16 protein-coding genes are annotated in these 15632 nt (G+C 71.8%); 8 read left to right on the forward strand and 8 right to left on the reverse strand.

The features are described from left to right. Window positions 1–81 precede the first annotated feature (81 nt). Entirely contained in the window at window positions 82–1845 is a 1764-nt protein-coding gene (locus ACFVX6_RS08135; RefSeq protein WP_389689146.1) for an AMP-dependent synthetase/ligase, read from the forward strand. A gap of 238 nt (window positions 1846–2083) precedes the next feature. On the opposite strand, the gene ACFVX6_RS08140 is transcribed toward ACFVX6_RS08135, so the two are convergent. Beyond that, window positions 2084–3007, reverse strand: a complete 924-nt coding sequence (locus ACFVX6_RS08140; protein ID WP_389689148.1) for a hypothetical protein — start codon at window positions 3005–3007, stop codon at window positions 2084–2086. A gap of 291 nt (window positions 3008–3298) precedes the next feature. On the opposite strand from ACFVX6_RS08140, the gene ACFVX6_RS08145 reads away from it, so the two are divergent. The 4 genes from ACFVX6_RS08145 to ACFVX6_RS08160 all read left to right on the forward strand — a co-directional run bounded on the left by ACFVX6_RS08145 (window position 3299) and on the right by ACFVX6_RS08160 (window position 5734). Beyond that, window positions 3299–3850 (forward strand): hypothetical protein, encoded by a 552-nt coding sequence (locus tag ACFVX6_RS08145; protein WP_389689150.1) that lies wholly within the window; start codon window positions 3299–3301, stop codon window positions 3848–3850. A 93-nt stretch (window positions 3851–3943) separates the two neighbouring features. Continuing rightward, entirely contained in the window at window positions 3944–4711 is a 768-nt protein-coding gene (locus ACFVX6_RS08150; protein WP_389689152.1) for a sporulation protein, read from the forward strand. A gap of 169 nt (window positions 4712–4880) precedes the next feature. After that, window positions 4881–5402, forward strand: coding sequence for a DUF6232 family protein (locus tag ACFVX6_RS08155; RefSeq protein ID WP_389689154.1), 522 nt, complete (start codon window positions 4881–4883; stop codon window positions 5400–5402). Further along, the gene (locus ACFVX6_RS08160; protein WP_389689156.1) at window positions 5399–5734 is read left to right on the forward strand and encodes a hypothetical protein; all 336 of its coding nucleotides are present in this window, start codon (window positions 5399–5401) and stop codon (window positions 5732–5734) included. The genes ACFVX6_RS08155 and ACFVX6_RS08160 overlap by 4 nt, the downstream gene beginning before the upstream one ends. A 45-nt stretch (window positions 5735–5779) precedes the next feature. Here the strand turns inward: ACFVX6_RS08160 and ACFVX6_RS08165 are convergent, their stop codons facing one another. Together ACFVX6_RS08165 and ACFVX6_RS08170 are read right to left on the reverse strand one after the other, a co-directional pair. After that, window positions 5780–6025, reverse strand: coding sequence for a DUF397 domain-containing protein (locus tag ACFVX6_RS08165; protein WP_389689158.1), 246 nt, complete (start codon window positions 6023–6025; stop codon window positions 5780–5782). After that, a complete protein-coding gene (locus tag ACFVX6_RS08170; RefSeq protein WP_389689160.1) occupies window positions 6025–6894 on the reverse strand; it encodes a Scr1 family TA system antitoxin-like transcriptional regulator in 870 nt (289 codons plus the stop codon). The genes ACFVX6_RS08165 and ACFVX6_RS08170 overlap by 1 nt, the downstream gene beginning before the upstream one ends. A gap of 130 nt (window positions 6895–7024) precedes the next feature. On the opposite strand from ACFVX6_RS08170, the gene ACFVX6_RS08175 reads away from it, so the two are divergent. After that, window positions 7025–7441, forward strand: coding sequence for an ATP-binding protein (locus tag ACFVX6_RS08175; protein WP_389689162.1), 417 nt, complete (start codon window positions 7025–7027; stop codon window positions 7439–7441). Between the two features lie 66 nt (window positions 7442–7507). Here ACFVX6_RS08175 and ACFVX6_RS08180 read toward each other — a convergent pair whose 3' ends face one another. Next, window positions 7508–10030: a tetratricopeptide repeat protein gene (locus ACFVX6_RS08180; RefSeq protein WP_389689164.1), complete on the reverse strand. Its 2523-nt coding sequence runs from the start codon at window positions 10028–10030 to the stop codon at window positions 7508–7510. Between the two features lie 53 nt (window positions 10031–10083). Next, complete coding sequence (locus tag ACFVX6_RS08185; RefSeq protein WP_389689166.1) at window positions 10084–10521, reverse strand: hypothetical protein; 438 nt, start codon at window positions 10519–10521, stop codon at window positions 10084–10086. Window positions 10522–10707: 186 nt separating this feature from the next. On the opposite strand from ACFVX6_RS08185, the gene ACFVX6_RS08190 reads away from it, so the two are divergent. Continuing rightward, the gene (locus tag ACFVX6_RS08190) at window positions 10708–11067 is read left to right on the forward strand and encodes a hypothetical protein (protein WP_389689168.1); all 360 of its coding nucleotides are present in this window, start codon (window positions 10708–10710) and stop codon (window positions 11065–11067) included. Here ACFVX6_RS08190 and ACFVX6_RS08195 read toward each other — a convergent pair. Next, window positions 11048–11848, reverse strand: a complete 801-nt coding sequence (locus ACFVX6_RS08195) for a thioredoxin domain-containing protein (RefSeq protein WP_389689170.1) — start codon at window positions 11846–11848, stop codon at window positions 11048–11050. The genes ACFVX6_RS08190 and ACFVX6_RS08195 overlap by 20 nt on opposite strands. Before the next feature lie 295 nt (window positions 11849–12143). Here ACFVX6_RS08195 and ACFVX6_RS08200 point away from each other — a divergent pair, with 295 nt between their 5' ends. Next, window positions 12144–13856 carry a lytic transglycosylase domain-containing protein gene (locus ACFVX6_RS08200; protein ID WP_389689172.1) on the forward strand — a complete coding sequence of 571 codons (1713 nt, stop codon included), beginning with the start codon at window positions 12144–12146 and terminating at the stop codon, window positions 13854–13856. Here the strand turns inward: ACFVX6_RS08200 and ACFVX6_RS08205 are convergent. Next, window positions 13853–14725 carry an alpha/beta fold hydrolase gene (locus tag ACFVX6_RS08205; protein WP_389689174.1) on the reverse strand — a complete coding sequence of 291 codons (873 nt, stop codon included), beginning with the start codon at window positions 14723–14725 and terminating at the stop codon, window positions 13853–13855. The two genes, ACFVX6_RS08200 and ACFVX6_RS08205, sit on opposite strands and share 4 nt — an antisense overlap. Beyond that, window positions 14722–15321: a TetR/AcrR family transcriptional regulator gene (locus ACFVX6_RS08210; RefSeq protein ID WP_389689242.1), complete on the reverse strand. Its 600-nt coding sequence runs from the start codon at window positions 15319–15321 to the stop codon at window positions 14722–14724. The genes ACFVX6_RS08205 and ACFVX6_RS08210 overlap by 4 nt, the downstream gene beginning before the upstream one ends. Window positions 15322–15632: the final 311 nt, after the last annotated feature.

Genomic DNA, 15632 nt, shown 5'->3' on the forward strand with positions numbered 1-15632 from the left:
ACGCCTCAGCGGTGCCTAGCGTCATCGGTACGACCCGAAGGGGAGGCGATCCCGGTGAACCCGACGTACTCGATGAGCCCGATGAGCCCGATGAGTGGGAGCGAGACCGGCGGTGCCGTGCGGCCGCGCACGTTGGCGGTGTTCACGGAGTGGACGGGCGAGCGGTACGCGGCCGAGACCGCCCTGCGCCACAAGGGGGGAGGGGACGGGAGCTGGACCACCGTCTCCTACGGTCAACTGCGCTCCCGCGTGCGAGAGTCCGGCCGCGCCCTGCTCGGCCTCGGGGTGGCCCCCGGCGAGCGCGTCGCGGTGCTCGCGGAGACCCGCCCGGAGTGGACGTACACCCACTTCGGGGTCCTGGCCGCGGGGGCCGTCCTCGTGCCGGTGTACCCGACGGCCGGGGAGGAGGAGCTCGCCTGGGTGCTGTCGGACTCCGCGGCCGTGGTGGTCGTCTGCGACGACGCCGGGCAGGCGGCGCGGGTGGAGGCGCTGCGCCCGAAGCTCCCGGGGCTGCGCGCGGTGGTGGAGATGGACGGGCTGCGCGCCCTACCCGGCCCGGCGCCGAAAGCCGAACTCCTCGCCCGCGCCGCGGCGGTGGACCCCGCGGCCGACGCCTCCATCGTCTACACCTCGGGCACCACCGGCCTGCCCAAGGGGTGCCGCCTCACGCACGCCAACCTCGGCGCGATCCAGGATGCCACCCTCCCGCTGGTCAAGGGCGGCCCGGGGGACTCCACGTACCTCTACCTCCCCCTCGCCCACCTGCTGGCCCAGCTGATCCAGTTCACCACCCTCCTGGAGGGCGGGGAGCTCTGCTACTTCGGCGGCCGGATCGAGGATGTCATCGGCGAGCTCGCCGAAGCCCGCCCGACCCATCTGCCGTCCGTGCCCCGCCTGTTCGAGAAGCTGCACTCCGTGGTCCTCTCCCTCGCGGAGTCCCAGGAGGGTGGTACGGACCGCTTCGCGGAGGCGGTCCGCCTCGGGGTGCTGGCCTCCGAGGGACGCCTCCCGGATACGGACCGGGCGGCGTACGAGGCTGCCGAGAAATCCCTGTACTCCCTGGTCAGGGGCGCCTTCGGGGGGCGCCTGAAATGGGCTCTGACGGGCGGCGCCCCGATCGCCCCGGCCACCCTCGACTTCCTGCGGGCCTGCGGGATCGCGGTCTTCGAGGGCTACGGCATGACGGAGTCGGGCGGGGTCATCAGCCTCAACCACCCGGGCGGGATCCGCTACGGATCGGTGGGCCGCCCGATCGCCGGGTGCGAGGTCCGCATCGCCGAGGACGGGGAGGTCCTGGCCCGGGGGCCGATGATCTTCCCCGGGTACCACGCCAACGACACGGCGACGGCGCAGACGCTCGACCCGGACGGCTGGCTGCACACCGGCGACCTGGGCGAGGTCGACCCGGACGGCTACCTCTCCATCACCGGCCGCAAGAAGGAGCTGATCATCACCTCGGCGGGCAAGAACATCACCCCCACCGAGCTGGAGTTCGCCGTCCAGCGCTCCCGCTACGTCTCCCGCGCGGTCATGATCGGTGACCGCCGACCCCACCCGGTGGCCCTGATCACCCTGGACGCGGAGGAGATCGCCGCCTGGGCGGCCCGCGAGTCGGTGACCCTGGACCCGGCCGCCCCCGGCGAGCACCCTGCCGTACGGGCCCTCGTCGCGGAAGCGGTCGAGGCGGCCAACGCCACGGTCTCCCGCCCGGCCCGCGTCCGCGCCTTCCGGGTCCTGCCCGGGGAGTTCACCGTGGAGGCGGGCACCCTCACCCCGACCCTGAAGCTCCGCCGCCGGGCGGTGGCGGAGCGGTACGCGCGCGAGATCGAGGAGCTGTACGCGTAGGACGACCGGGCGGGGGCTTGGCGGGGCGCGGGGCACACGAGGTACACGAGGTACACGAGGTACACGAGGTGCTCCGGGGACTGCCGGCCGACCGGTGGCTGCGAGGGTCGCACCCCCGTGGCATCCCTCCCAGCCGGTCTCCGGACGGGCAGGAGCCCCCGGAAGCCGCCAGGAGCCCCCGGAGCACCCCGGAAGCCCCCGCAAGGCCGGGGGGCCTTACGGGGGCGTTCGGTGAGGCTCAGCGCTGCTGGGCCGAACGGCGGCGGAGCAGGAGGAAGCCGGCGGCGCCGAGGACCGCGGAGCCCGCGCCGGCAGCGATCCACGCGGACGCGCTGTTGGTGGAGTCGGCCACCTCCGCGCCGGCGGCCACGCCGCCCTTGGGGACCACGACGGTCTGCGAGCCGCCGTGGGCGGAGATCGCGGGCTTCGGGGTGGCGGAGGGCTTGGCCGGGGTGGAGGGCTTGGCGCCGCAGTCCTTGAGGGGCGCCGGGAAGCTGACGCCCAGCCACGGGATCACGCCGTCGGCGACGTGCACCTGGAGCTGGCGTGCCTGCGGCTCCCAGGCTTCCTTGATGCGGACGCCACCGGCGAGCCCGACCGGGTTGGCCGGGGTGAGCGTGGCGAGCGTCCGGGAGCTCTTCGCGTCGATGAGCTTCGCGACCGGGCCCGACGGGCCGTTGGAGAGTTCGAGGCTGACGCCGTCGAGGGGGGTGGCCATGTGAGTCGTCACCGTGCAGCCCTGCCGCGTCTCGCTGCCGCCCTGCGCGAATCCCCGGGACTCCGGGTTCTTCCACGACCGGACCTGGCCCTTGCCGTCCAGGGTGACCCACATGCCGGCGATCTGGTCGCCGTCCTCCGCCTGCTCGCCCGGACCGCCGACGCTGAGCCGGCCGAGCTGGCTGCTGCCCTCGGAGTAGACGTCCAGCCAGTACGAGGCCTTGCCCTTCTTCCACAGGTCCGCCTTGGTGCCGTTGGCCAGGACGAGGTGCTTGACGAGCTCCCCGCCCAGGCCCTGGACCGAAGCGTCGGCCTTCGGGGCGCCGGCCTTGGGGGCATCGGCCGCGAAGGCGGTGCCCGGAGCCAGGAGGGCTCCCGCGAGGGCGGCGGTGGCGACGGCGGAGCGGAGGAGGGTCTGACGGCGGGAGCGGGTGCGGATCGACATGGGGAACTCCGTGGCAGGTGGTGGAGGAAGGAGGGTTTTCACGGCACCTCCTCTGCCGGACGGACTGTCGCCTGTCGGGGCTTGGTGGGGCTGCAAGAAGAAAATTACGGAGGGTGTGTAGGCGAAGCGTCTGCTCCATGTCACCGGACTGTCACGGCGGTTGGAGCCCGCCGAATCCCGCGGCGACCTGCACGAATGGACCCGTCGGGGTCGTCCCGATCCCCGCTGTGCCAGACTCCCTCCTCGATCACGGGGGCGAACGGTCCCTGGCATGGGGGGACTGTGAACAGGATGAAGTGGGCTGCCGTGGCGACAGCGGTCATCGCGCTCGGAGCCGTGAGCTGCGGCACGAGCGACTCCGGTACCGGAGGGGCGGGGTCCGGGGCCGCGTCCGCGTCCGCCTCCGCCGCGGTGTCGCCCCGCCCCGCGGGCACCGGGCCGCTGACCAGGGAGGTCGTGCGTACGGACCTCGACACCTCGGCTGCGGCCGCGGGCGCGCCGGCGAACGATCCGGACTACCTCCGTACGAGCGAGGCGGCTTCGGCCGTGTCGTGCGCCGTTGCCTTCAAGGGCTTCGGGACCGATGCCGTGCCGGTGGACCTGGCCCGGTTCGAGGCCACGGTGCGCGAGCTGGGCAAGCGCGCCTGGAAGGAAGCCGGGAAAGCGGAGCAGCGCAAGGACGAGAAGGGCGAGGTGTACGTCTCCAAGGTGCTCCTGGAGCAGCGCGGCTGGCGGGTCGTCGCCGAGTACCGGGGCGCCCCGTCCGGCGGCACGATCGGGTTGCTGGCCTTCGACAACGCCTGCATGAAGGCGCACGGCAAGGAAGCGGGTTCTGTCGGCTGAACACCCGTCCCCGCCCCAACGCCGGCGCTGGGCAAGCTGTTTACAGTGACCTCGTCGACCGGCGGGGGAGCCGGTCCGTGAACGGGGAGAGTCATGGCATTCCGCAAGTTTCTGAGCGCCCTCGGCGTCAACGCGCCCAGCGTGGAAACGGTCGTCGAGAACCCGAAGGTCCACCCGGGCGGGATCCTGCGCTGCGTGGTCACCGCCGTGGGCGGCGGCGCCGACATGGACATCGCGCGGGTGCGGCTGGAGGTGGTCGTACGGGCCGAGGACCTCGAACCGAGCGGCGCCAAGACCGCCTGGGAGCACCCCTACACGGTGGTGACGGTCGACCTCGACGGCTTCCGGCTGCCCGCCGGCGAGACGGTGACGGTCCGCGGCGAGGTCGCGCTGCCGTGGGAGACCCCGCTCACGCACGGAATGGGCGCACCCATCCCCGGCGGACGGGTCGCCGTCCGTACCGAGCTGGCCGTCGAAAAGTCGGTGGACCAGGGGGACTTCGACGAGATCGAGGTGCACGCCCTCCCGGCCCAGGACGCGATCCTCCAGGCCTACACGGACCTGGGATTCCGACTGCGCGAGGCCGAGGTCAAGATCGGGTTCCTCCCGGAGCTGGCGCCGAGCATGCAGTCCCGGCAGACGGAGGAGTGCTGGCAGGAGATCGACTTCTTCTTCCCGGAGTCCTGGAAGCGGGGGCGGGAAGAGCTGGAGACGGTCCTCATCGCCCGCGAGGACTCCCTCGACGCCCACCCGGGCGGCTTCCCGCCGGTCACCTTCGCTTACGCGGAGCTGGACCCGCAGGTCTGGACGGAGGCCCTGGAGAAGCACGTACGAGGCCACTGGCAGCCGACCTACGAGTAAGCCCGGGAACCGCCGTCCCAGGGGGAACCCGATATTCCGCGGTGTGGCATGTCAAGCGGAATTCGAAATCGATCATGACTACGTCGAAATGGTCCGATCCCTACTTGGCCGGTCTGGCCCGCCCTACACTTCGAGCCGTCAACGCCAAAAAGAGCCAGGGGGGCGCGAAATGGCGGTTAGCAATTCGACGGTCCAAGTCCGTGTGCAAGACGGTGTGCTGTGGGTCGACGGTGAGGCTTATCCGTTGCACAACATCTCCCACGTGGGGCAGCGCGTATTGGAGGTGGACAAAGGAGCGGCCTGGCGCAGGTTCATCCGCCGGGCGGCGCTCTGCATCGTCCTCGGAGCCATTGCGGTGGCCATCTTCGGGAACGTCGCCGGGGTCATCGCGGTCGCCGTCCTCGGGCTGCTGATCTGGCAACTCGTGAAGGTGATCGGCACGCCCCCGGTGTACGGCCTCGTCCTCAACACCTCCGGCATCCAGCGCGAGGCCGTGTGGTCCCTGGACCGCGCCGAGATCGAGAACCTCGTCTACGAGATCACCAAGGCCATCGGCCGGCCGGATGCCGCCCCGGTGACCATCAACATCAAGGAAGCGGTGATGGGCGACCAGTTCAAGGTGTACGGAGAAGGGGCGATCGGCCAGGCCCGGCACAGCGGTTCGGGAGACATCAGGGGAGGCGCTCGATGATGGCCGGCGACCAGTACACGGTGAGCGGACCCGGAGCCATCGGAAACGCCAAGCACTCGGGCTCCGGGGACATCGTGGCCGGAGGAAAATACGTCGGCGGAACTCCGCCGGAGGCCTCGGCTATCGAAAAGCTCATCGAAGAAGTCCAGGCGATGAGGGAGCACCTGGACGAGAGTGACCGGGCGGAAGTCGACGCGGCGGTGGAAGAGCTCGGGGAGAATCCCCCCGAGGCGAGATTCAGGAGAATCCTCGCGACCTTCTCCGGAATTGCGACGCTGATCGGAGAAGCGGGAGTTCCGGTGATCGCGGCGGTCAAGGCGCTGCTGGGCTGACCGGGAAACGGAAGGCGGGGGGCCATGTGGAGTGGCCCCCCGTTCCTATGCGGTGGTGACTCCGTCGAGGAACGCGGCCCAGGCGCCGGGGGCGATGGCCAGCTGGGGGCCGGCCGTCACCTTGGAGTCCCGGACGTGCACGGAGTCGGCGCAGCCGGCGACCTCTACGCAGTTGCCGCCCTCACCACTGCTGTAGCTGGACTTCCGCCAGTCGAAGGCGACTTCGAGGCACTCGCCGCCCTCGCCGGAGCTGTAACTGCTCTTGAACCAGGCCAGGTCCGTGGTGTTCATTACCGTTCTCCCAGCATCTTCTCGATCAGGGCAAGGGACTCGTGGGGCGTGAGTGCCTGTGCCCGGATGATCCCATAGCGCTCGCTGTAGACCCTCACCTGTTCCGGATCGGTGATGAGGTTCGCGTGACCGTAACTCTCGGTGTAGGCAACCTCGTTGCGGCCCTTAGGGCGGAGGAGGGTGAACGCGCTGTCCAGTGCCGGATGTTCGTCGCGATCCAGAGGCATCACCTGGAGCTGCACGGTACGCAGGCTGCCCACGTCCAGCAGGCGGCGCAACTGTGCGCGGTGGACGTCTTTGCCGCCCGTCGGGCGCAGTAGGACGGACTGCTCCAGGACGAAGCTGAACGTGGGCGCGGGCCACCGGTCCAGGATCACCTGGCGGGCGAGCCGGTCCGCCACGCGCTTCTCGATGGTCTCCTCGTCTAGCACAGGACGGCGGTGCCGGAACAATGCCCGCGCGTAAGCCTCGGTCTGGAGCAGCCCCGGAATCGCCTGGACGCCGTAGTAGTGCAGCGCCACCGACCCCGCCTCCGCGTCCGCGAACTTCCGGAACCAATCCGGGTGCCGGGTCCGCGCCCGCTTCAGCGCCTCCTTCACGTCCGGGACGGCCGCGATCAGGACGCCCCCGGCGCCGAGCGCCCGGTCGACGTTCTCCAGGAAGTCCGGCTGGGGTGTTCGTACGCCCCGCTCGATGGAGGACACCAGGTCCTCTCCCACGTGCACGAGTGCGGCGAGCTCCTTTTGCTGCAAGCCCGCGCGTTCCCGCAACACCTTGATGATTTTGCCGAGCGCCTTGAAAAGGTACGCGGTGCCGTCGACCTCCACCGGTCGCTCCGGCTCTTCCTCGCGCTCCGACAGGTCGTTCATCTGCTGAACCGCCCTCGCCCGTACTACCCGTACACGCAACAACCGCCGGTCCTACGGGGTTTCCCCGTAGCGCCGCCGTTCCTGGAAAGCGTACGGCGGACCGGCCACGCTCGGTGAGGTGACGACCGAAATGAGTGACATGGCACCGGCGGAGTTCCGGCAGCGCCTCTCCGCCACCCCGCGCGGGGCCCGGCTCGCCCGGCGGCTGGCCGGGGTGCAGCTCGCGGCCTGGGGGATCCCGCACGGCTGCGGCCTCGCGGAGGACGTGGAACTGGTGGTGGGGGAGCTGGCCGCGAACGCCGTGCTGCACGGGCGGGTGCCCGGCCGGGACTTCGAGGTACGGCTCGGCTACGACGGCCTACGGGTCCGCATCGAGGTGACCGACGCCCGGGGCGACCGGCAGCCGCCCGAGGCGGAGGCGGCGGTGGACCCCTGGTCGGCGGAGGCCGGCCGCGGGCTGATGCTCGTACGGGCCCTGGCGCGGGAGTGGGGAGTCGCGCCCAGGGCGCAGGGCGGGCCGGGGAAGACGGTGTGGGCGTGCCTTTGACCGGAGCGTCGTCGCGGCGGAGGCCTGCGCATCGTGGGGTTGCTCTCCGCCTCGCGCGGGCGACCGTCAATGCTCCCCGGCCTCCCGGCGCCAGTGGGTGAGACCGACCCGGATGATGGGGGTGTCGGGGTGGTCCGGGCCCAGCACGCGCAGGTGGTCTTCCAGGAATGAGGCGGTAGCCTTCGCCGCCCCGCCCGGATCCCCAGCTATCCCCTGCCAGGTGGCGAGATTGAATCGGGTGGCGAGGGTTTCGGGGTGGTCTGGCCCCAGTACCCGAAGGCGGTCCTCCAGCAGAACGGCGAGTGCGGCGGCAGCCCCCAGCGGATTCCCGGCTGCCCCGTGCCAGTGGGCGAGGCTGGAGCGGCTGATGAGTGTTCTGGGGTGGTCCGGGCCCAGAACTCGCAGGTGGTCCTCTACCAGTGCGGCGGTTTCGTCTGCGGCTCCGGCCGGATCTCCTGCCTCGCCCCGCGAGTGGGCGAGGCTGTGACGGGTGTTGAGGGTGTCGGGGTGGTCCGGGCCCAGAACTCGCAGTTGGTCCTCTAGCAGTGCGGCGGCTTCGTCTGCGGCTCCGGCCGGATCCCCTGTCTCGCCCCGCAAGTGGGCGAGGTTGTGCCGGGTGGTGAGGGTATCGGGGTGGTCCGGGCCGAGTACCCGTAGACAGTCCTCCAGCAGGGCGGCGAACGCGGCAGCGGCCCCGGCCGGATCACCGGCGGTCCCCCGCCAGGCCGCCAAATTGTTCCGGGTGGTGAGGGTGTCGGGATGGTCAGGGCCCAGTACCCGCAGGTAGTCCTCCAACAGGGCGGCAAACGCGCCAGCGGCCCCCGTCGCATCACCTGCCTCTCCGAGCCAGAGGGCGAGGTTGGAACGGGTGGTGAGGGTGTCGGGATGGTCAGGGCCCAGTACCCGCAGGTAGTCCTCCAATAGGTCACCGAACGCGGTAGCAGCCCCGGTTACGTCCCCCGCCTTCCCCCGCAAGTGGGCGAGGTTGGAACGGGTGGTGAGGGTGTTGGGGTGGTCCGGGCCCAGTACGCGCAGGTGGTCCTCCAATAGGAGGGCGGTTGCCTCCGCAGCCCTGGCGGTGTCCCCCGCCTGCCCACGCCAGAGGGCGAGGTTGGACCGGCTGGTGAGAGTGCTGAGGTGGTCCGGGCCCAAGCGGTGGGTGATGGTGTCCGTGAGCTGCTGGAGGTGGTGGATGGCGGCAGCCACTTGCCCGGCCTGTCCGAGGCTTTCACCAAGGCGGTACCACACCCTGTGGACGGCAGGCTGGTGCAGGGCGCCCTCGGCGCACGCGATCAGGGCGGTGGTGTTGGCGCGCAGGGCGCTGGCCAGGCCGGCATCACGTTCGGTGTCGGGCCAGGCTTCGAGCAAGGTGCCGGCCGCGACGCGCACGAGTGCGTCCCGGTAGTCGGTGCCGAGAGGGTCGCGGATGGCCCGTTGGACGATCTGGTGGACGCGTACGGCCTGGTGGGCTTCGGAGGGGGAGTGGTCGATCAGGCTCAGCCGGTGAAGCGCCCGCAGCGCGCCGGTCGCCTCCTCCTCGGTGACCGCGGGGGGTTCCGGGGTGGGCCTGCCACGGTGGCGGAACGATCGTTGGGCTGTGAGGTGGCTGAGGACCAGATCGCCGGCCAGGACCTGGTGCGGGATCCCGTTCGGGTCGAGCATCGCGGCGAGCTGGAGCATGGGCCGGGCCAGGCCGGCCGGGCGGAGTTCGTCCGCGCGGTCCACGGACAGGGACCAGGCGGCCGCCGCGGGGGTCGACTGGTCGTCGGGCAGGTGGTCGGGCTCGGGGAGCAGGTCGGCCAGTTGGCGGGCGCGGTCGGCGAGGCGGGTGCGGTAGTCGGCGGCGGACAGTTCCGTGTCGACCAGGTAGGCCGCGGCCTGGGACAGGGCCAGCGGGAGGTGACCCAGGTCCTGGGCCAGAGCCGCGAGGTCCGGTGCGGGTTCGCGGCGCCCCTGGGCGGCCAGTGCGTGTTGGAGGTGGGCCGTGGCCTCGGCCGGGGTGAACAGGCCGACCGGGACCAGACTGCCGTGCGTGGCGAGGGCGGCGTCGCGGCGACGGGTGGTGACCAGGGTCCGCCCACGGTCATGGACGGGCGGCCACAGGTCGCGCAGGTCGCCCGGATCGGCGACGTCGTCCAGGACGATCAGCCAGCGGGGACGGCCCGGCGCGGGTTCGAGCCAGGCCAGGAACGCCTGGGCGGCCCGCTCCGGGTCGGCGGGGTCCGTGTGCAGGATGTCGGCGGCGGCCTGGGCGTAGGCGTCGATGACGGCCTGGCGGGTGGCGGCGGTGACCCACACCAGCAGGTCGACCTGTCCGTCGGCCCAGGCGCGGCGGGCATGGTCGGCCGCGAGCTGGGTCTTGCCCACGCCGCCCATCCCGGACAGCACCTGACACAGGACCGCCGTGCCGCCGCCCTCCACGGCGGACCGCAGTCGCTGCACCTCGGCCCGGTCCTGGAACGAACCGGCCCGGCGGGGGATCACCCCGACCTGGTGCGGCCAGGAGACGGCATGCCGCGCAGCGGCCTGGTAGGTGACCTGGCCGATGTGGTGCGCCGCCAGGCTGCCCTGCCCGGCGTGGACGAGCACGCCGCCGGCCGGTGGCGCGGTGATGGTGGGGAGGCTCGGGAACGCCGGTCCGGTCAGCCCTGGGACGGATCCGGCACCGGAGGGGGGCCGATGTGCGCGCCTCCGTGCAGGACGGCCGCCGCGATCGATCCGCCTTCGGCCTTCACGCTGACGTCCCGCCCGGCGGCCACGCCGCCGGTTCCGGCCGAGACGCTGCGGGCATCCGCAGTGGCGTCCAGCAGGGCGCGCAGCTCGGTGGCCGCCTGCTCCCGCTCCTCTTCGTCCAGGCCTTCGAGGAGGTCCTCGATGCGGGTCCGCCACACCGTCGCCTGGCGAGCCTGCTCCTGCTCCGACCCACCCCCGGCCGCGAGTTCGGCAGCGCTCCGGTCCAGGCGCTCCAGCTGGACCCGCTCCAGCTCACCGTCGCCCCGCCCGAACCACCGCGCGACCCGGTCGCGGACTTCCGTCCACGCGTCCGTCGTCGCGGCCTGCACCACTGCGGCGCCCCCCATCGCGGCCAACGCTTCCAATGACTCGGCCAGCACTTCGCAGCCACCCCCCGTGTTCCCGGATCCCTCGTACGCGGCCCTCGAAGAGCCACCTCTGAACGTACTGCCGCGCAGCAGCGCGCACGGCCCTTTCGACCAAGAGAACGCCAGGCCACAGCCGTTGGTTCCGAGGCCGTCATCATGGAGCCCATGACGAACTACGGGGAAGCGAAAGGCAGTCAGGTGGCGTGCCCCGGCTGCGGGACGGCGGACAACGTCCCGGTCGCCGACGTGCAGCGGGGCAAGGACCGGATACGGCTGGCCCCGGCGCCGAACAAGACCGGCGACGGCTGCACGAACTTCGTTGAGGGCACCGTGATCGCCGGGCTGGTCGCAGCCGCGGGTGCGTACTACGCCGACGACCGGGACTGGCCCTGGCTCCTGCCGGTGGGGATCATCGCCGCGCTGCTCGTGATGGTGGGGACGGTCGCCGTGATCCGCAGCGAGGGCAAGGACAAGCGGCGCGTGGAGGCCGGCGCCGCCCGCCCCGCTACTTCAGGTTGTCGCTGATCAGCTTCTTGAACTCGTCCGGGGTGATCGAGTCGATGCCCTTGCCGGAGTTCACCGTGAGCTTCTTGCCGTTGATGGAGACGTCCGGCGTGCCCTGCATGTTCTGGTCGTAGAAGGCCTGGCCGACCTTCTCGACCCACGGCATGTAGGTGAGTTCCTTGACCGCCTGGTTGAAGGCGGGCGTGCGCAGCCCCGGGACCTGGTTCGCGAGGTCCAGCAGGGTGGCCGTGGAGCCGAACTTGTCGTCCGATTCCTTCTCCGGGTGGTTCTGGTAGAGCACCTGGAGGTACTCCATGAACTTCTCCGGGCTCTCGTTCGCGGCCGCGCCCAGCGCGTTGACCGCGCGCTTGGATCCCTTGCCGCCGCCCAGCGCCTTGTCCAGGAACGTGGCGAAGTGGTACTCGACGCGGTACGTGCCCGCGTCCGCCTGCTCCTTGATGGTCTTCCCGAGGCCGATCTCGACGCCCGCGCAGTAGGGGCAGCGCGGGTCGAGCCAGACGGAGAGGACGTTCTTCGCGTCGGCCTTGCCGTACGGGATCACGATCCCGTCCTTGCCGGTGGTGTTGGCCGGCTGGACGAACGGCTTGCCGGCGGCTTCGTCGCCGGAGTCCGAGGAGTTCGCCGCGTACAGGCCGATGCCGACCGCGAGGGCCAGTACGGCGACCAGCGCGCCGCCGATCAGCACGCGCCCGCGCAGCTTCTCGCGCCGGGCCTGGGCCTCGCGCTCCTCGCGCATGCGCTCGCGGGCCTCGCGCCGCTGGTCCTTCTTGCTGGTTGCCATTCCCCAAGGATAAAGATCGGAGAGCGGTCAAGTAGGTGCCATTGGTGCGAATCGGGCGGGGACTTAAGTCCCTGGTCCGCGTCCCGGCGAGGGGTCCGTGAAGATGAGACGAATGGTGGGGCACATCTCCGGGGGTGGCGGTGAGTCGCGTCCGAAGAACTGATAGACAGTTAACCTCCACGGCCCGATCGACCGGCCGTCCGCACGAAGATGTCGGGGCGTGCGGAGCATCATGTGACTTCTTACGTTTTACGGGGGCCCGGATCGGCCTCCGCTCTGGGGGGATCGCCGCACTGTGAAGCCACTTCACCGTCACCTCGTCAACACCTCGCGCAAAGTCGTGTGCACGGCCGCCCTCGCGGCCAGCCTGACCACTGCCGCGGTCGTGACCAACACACCGATCGCGGGTGCCGGGGAAGCCGAGCCGACCCCCGACAGCCCCCAGGCCACCGAACGCGGTGACGCCCGGCTGGACCTTCCGGACCTGGTCGCCGACCCGCCGCCGGCGCCCCCCGGCGCCGCCAGCCCCGAAGGGGCCACCGCCGGCATACCCGCGACCGCCCTCGACGCCTACAAGCGTGCCGAGATCTCGGTGGCCGCCGCGCTCCCCGGCTGCCACCTGCCCTGGCAACTGCTCGCGGGCCTCGGCCGGGTGGAGTCCGTGCACGCCTCCGGCTACGGGCTCAAGGCGGACGGGTACACCGAGAAGCCGATCCGCGGGCCGCGCCTGGACGGCAACGGCTTCGCCGAGATCAGGGACACCGACAAGGGCGAGTGGGACGCGGACCTGGAGTACGACCGTGCGGTCGGCCCGATGCAGTTCATCCCCTCCACCTGGTCCACCTGGGGCGCCGACGGCAACGCCGACGGCAAGCGCGACCCGAACAACATCTACGACGCCGCACTGGGTGCCGGCCTCTACCTCTGCGCGGGGCAGCGCAACCTCACCGACGCGGGCGACCTCGACAAGGCGATCCTCAGCTACAACAGGTCGCGCGAGTACGTGAACACGGTGCTCGGCTACATGCGGCAGTACCAGGCCGGCCAGGGCGCCACCCCGGTTCCGAACCCGCCCTCCGGCAACTACCCGACGCCGAACCCGCCGCAGCTGCCGACGCCGCCGGCCCCGCCGGCACCCGCGCCGGTCCCCACGCCGACGCCGACCCCGACCCCGACGCCGACTCCCAAGCCGCCGACCCCGACGCCGACCCTGGACAAGCTGATCCGGGTCGGCACCGCCGAGCTCACCGCCGAGGCCGGGACCGAGTTCGGGCGCACCCCGCTCATCAAGGCCGTGCTGACCGACGGCATGCCGGCCGTCGACCAGGCGATCGTGATCTCGGTCGACGACGACACCACCGGCCGCACCGTCTTCGCGGCCGACGGCAAGGACTTCGCGGTCGTGCGCACCAACGCCAAGGGCCTGGTCAGGGTTCCGAAGCTGAAGGCGGGCCTCAAGGCGGGTTCCTTCTCCCTGCGCGCCACGGGCTACGCCGTTTCGGTCGAGGTCTCCCTGCGGATCGGCGGCAAGGTCACCCCGGCCAAGCCGGTACCCGTCCCGGAGGCGGACCAGCTGGTCCGCAGCGACGCGAACGCCGGCAAGCCGCTCACGGCAGAGGCCGGGACCGGGATCAACGGCGTGCAGTTCCTGGCGACGGCGAAGGGCAAGGCAGTCGCCGGGGCCAAGGCCACGGCCGGGCTCGGGACCAAGGACAAGGACGGGAAGTGGGTCCCGGCGGACCCGGCCACGGCGGGGAAGACCCCGTACTTCCTGGACAAGGACGGCAAGAAGCTGACGGAGCTGGCGCTCCCGGCGACCGCGGCGGACGGCAAGATCGCCCTGCCGGAACTGTCCACCACGGGCGTCGCCGCGGGCACGTACACGCTCCGCGTGCGGATCTCGGACCAGGCGGTCCTCTTCCTGGAGATCACCGTCACCGAGCCCCCGGTCACCGAGCCGCCCGTCACCGAGCCTCCCGCGACGGAGCCGCCGGCCCGCAGGGCCTAGTACAGGAACGCCTGCCGGAGCACCCCGCCGAACTCGGCGGGGTGCGTGCTCAGGCCGATGTGCCCGCCGGGGAAGTGCAGCAGTTCCTTGCCGAACCGCTCGGCGAGGAACGCGGCCGGCCGGTAGGGCAGCTCGCCACGGGAGTCCCGGCCGCCGGCGAGCACGAGCCGGTCCGAGACCGCCTCCAGCCGCCGGAGGTCCGGGGAGTAGGCCATGAAGCCCGGCACGATGCGCCCGAGGAAGTAGGGCAGGTCGCCCATCGTCCGCTCGACCCGGGCGGCCGCGGCGGGCGGAAGCCCGGCGCGGGCCGACGGCTCGGCATCTCGGTCAGCCCGGCCCTCCGCCGTGCCCTGGCCCTCGCCATCCGCCCTCTTCAGCCCCGCCGCGAACACGCCCATCGCCGGCACGAGCCCCTCCGCGTCCAGGGTGTCCCGTACGCGCGCGAGGAACGCGCGGTGCGCGGGGGCGTCCGGCAGCACCTCCACCACGGGGGGCTCGTGCGCCACGAGGCGTACGAGGCGTTCGGGCCGGGCGGTCAGCAGGTGCAGGGCCGCGATCGCGCCCGAACTGGAGCCGAAGACCCGGGCGGGCTCGGCGGGCGACAGCAGGTCCAGCAGCCGCAGCGCGTCCTCGGCGTGCTCGGCCACGCTCTGCCCGGCCTCCGGGTCGTCCAGCGGGCTGCGGGACATGCCGCGCGGATCGTAGGACGCGATGGTGTACTCGGCGGCCAGGGCATCGGCGACGCCGTCGAAGGCTGCCGCGCCGCCGGTCCCGCCGGGGATCAGCAGCAGGAGCGGGCCCCGGCCGCGCACTTCGTAGTGCAGGGTCGCGCCGGGCACCCGGAGGCTGCCGGTGGTCGGGGTGCTCATGCGGAGACTCCTTCGCGGGAGGCAGTGCGGCGCTTCAGCTTCAGCAGGCCGTCCAGGGCGTCGAGGGACCAGAGCCAGGACGCCTGCGGCGTCCGCGCGTGGGCGAAACCGCCCGAGGCCTCCAGGGCGACGAACCCGTGGAACGTGCTGCGCAGCAGCCGGGCCGCGTCGGTCAGATCGGGCTCCGCCAGTCCGTAGCAGCGCAGCATGCCGTAGGTCAGCGCGACCGCGCGCCGCGGCCCGGCGGCCTTCGCGGCCAGCTCGGGGTCGATCTTGATCGGGGCCTGCGTCGCCGCGTAGCGGCCGGGGAACCGGTGGGCGTACTCCCGCCAGGCGTTGGCGAACGCGACGAGCGCGTCCCGTCCCGCGAGCCCCGCGGTCGCCTCCGCGATGAGCAGCGTCTTCTCGTCCGCCGCCAGCAGCGCGATCCGCCCGCGGAGGTCTTCCAGGCTGCGGACGTGCGCATAGAGGCTCGCGTCCTGCACCCCGAGCCGCCGCGCGACCTGCGCCATGGTCACCCGGTGCAGCCCCACGTCATCCGCCACCTCGGCCCCCACGGCGGTGACCCGCTCGGCCGTCAACCCCATCCGCACTATGTGCCCCTCCCGTTGCTCAGTTCCCACAACTTATACCTAGGCCCCCTAGGTATGACCCTAGGGGGCCTAGGAAGGAAGGAGCGGGGGGTCGTTTCGCTCCGTACCGCCGGATACGTCACGACCAGATACGTCACGGCCGGATATGTCACGGCCGGATACGGCAAAGCGCCCCCCGGCACCGTCGAAGGTGCCGAGGGGCGCTGCGCCCCCGGCCCGGTCGAACAACCCGGCCGGGGCAAAGGCAGGAGCCCCGTCGACTCTGCTCGCGCAGAGAAGACAGGGCTCCTTGGGTACTGCATATCCAACCGCGA

It is taken from the genome of Streptomyces sp. NPDC058289 (genome assembly GCF_042880975.1).
Classification (GTDB): Bacteria; Actinomycetota; Actinomycetes; order Streptomycetales; family Streptomycetaceae; genus Streptomyces; species Streptomyces stoeckheimensis.

Coding starts and splice junctions, on each gene's coding strand:
- ACFVX6_RS08175 (WP_389689162.1), top strand. CDS start 7,025: ATGAGTGACATGGCACCGGCGGAGTTCCGGCAGCGCCTCTCCGCCACC.
- ACFVX6_RS08165 (WP_389689158.1), bottom strand. CDS start 6,025: ATGAACACCACGGACCTGGCCTGGTTCAAGAGCAGTTACAGCTCCGGC.
- ACFVX6_RS08150 (WP_389689152.1), top strand. CDS start 3,944: ATGGCATTCCGCAAGTTTCTGAGCGCCCTCGGCGTCAACGCGCCCAGC.
- ACFVX6_RS08185 (WP_389689166.1), bottom strand. CDS start 10,521: ATGGGGGGCGCCGCAGTGGTGCAGGCCGCGACGACGGACGCGTGGACG.
- ACFVX6_RS08170 (WP_389689160.1), bottom strand. CDS start 6,894: ATGAACGACCTGTCGGAGCGCGAGGAAGAGCCGGAGCGACCGGTGGAG.
- ACFVX6_RS08160 (WP_389689156.1), top strand. CDS start 5,399: ATGATGGCCGGCGACCAGTACACGGTGAGCGGACCCGGAGCCATCGGA.
- ACFVX6_RS08155 (WP_389689154.1), top strand. CDS start 4,881: ATGGCGGTTAGCAATTCGACGGTCCAAGTCCGTGTGCAAGACGGTGTG.
- ACFVX6_RS08145 (WP_389689150.1), top strand. CDS start 3,299: ATGAAGTGGGCTGCCGTGGCGACAGCGGTCATCGCGCTCGGAGCCGTG.
- ACFVX6_RS08205 (WP_389689174.1), bottom strand. CDS start 14,725: ATGAGCACCCCGACCACCGGCAGCCTCCGGGTGCCCGGCGCGACCCTG.
- ACFVX6_RS08195 (WP_389689170.1), bottom strand. CDS start 11,848: ATGGCAACCAGCAAGAAGGACCAGCGGCGCGAGGCCCGCGAGCGCATG.
- ACFVX6_RS08190 (WP_389689168.1), top strand. CDS start 10,708: ATGACGAACTACGGGGAAGCGAAAGGCAGTCAGGTGGCGTGCCCCGGC.
- ACFVX6_RS08135 (WP_389689146.1), top strand. CDS start 82: ATGAGCCCGATGAGTGGGAGCGAGACCGGCGGTGCCGTGCGGCCGCGC.
- ACFVX6_RS08140 (WP_389689148.1), bottom strand. CDS start 3,007: ATGTCGATCCGCACCCGCTCCCGCCGTCAGACCCTCCTCCGCTCCGCC.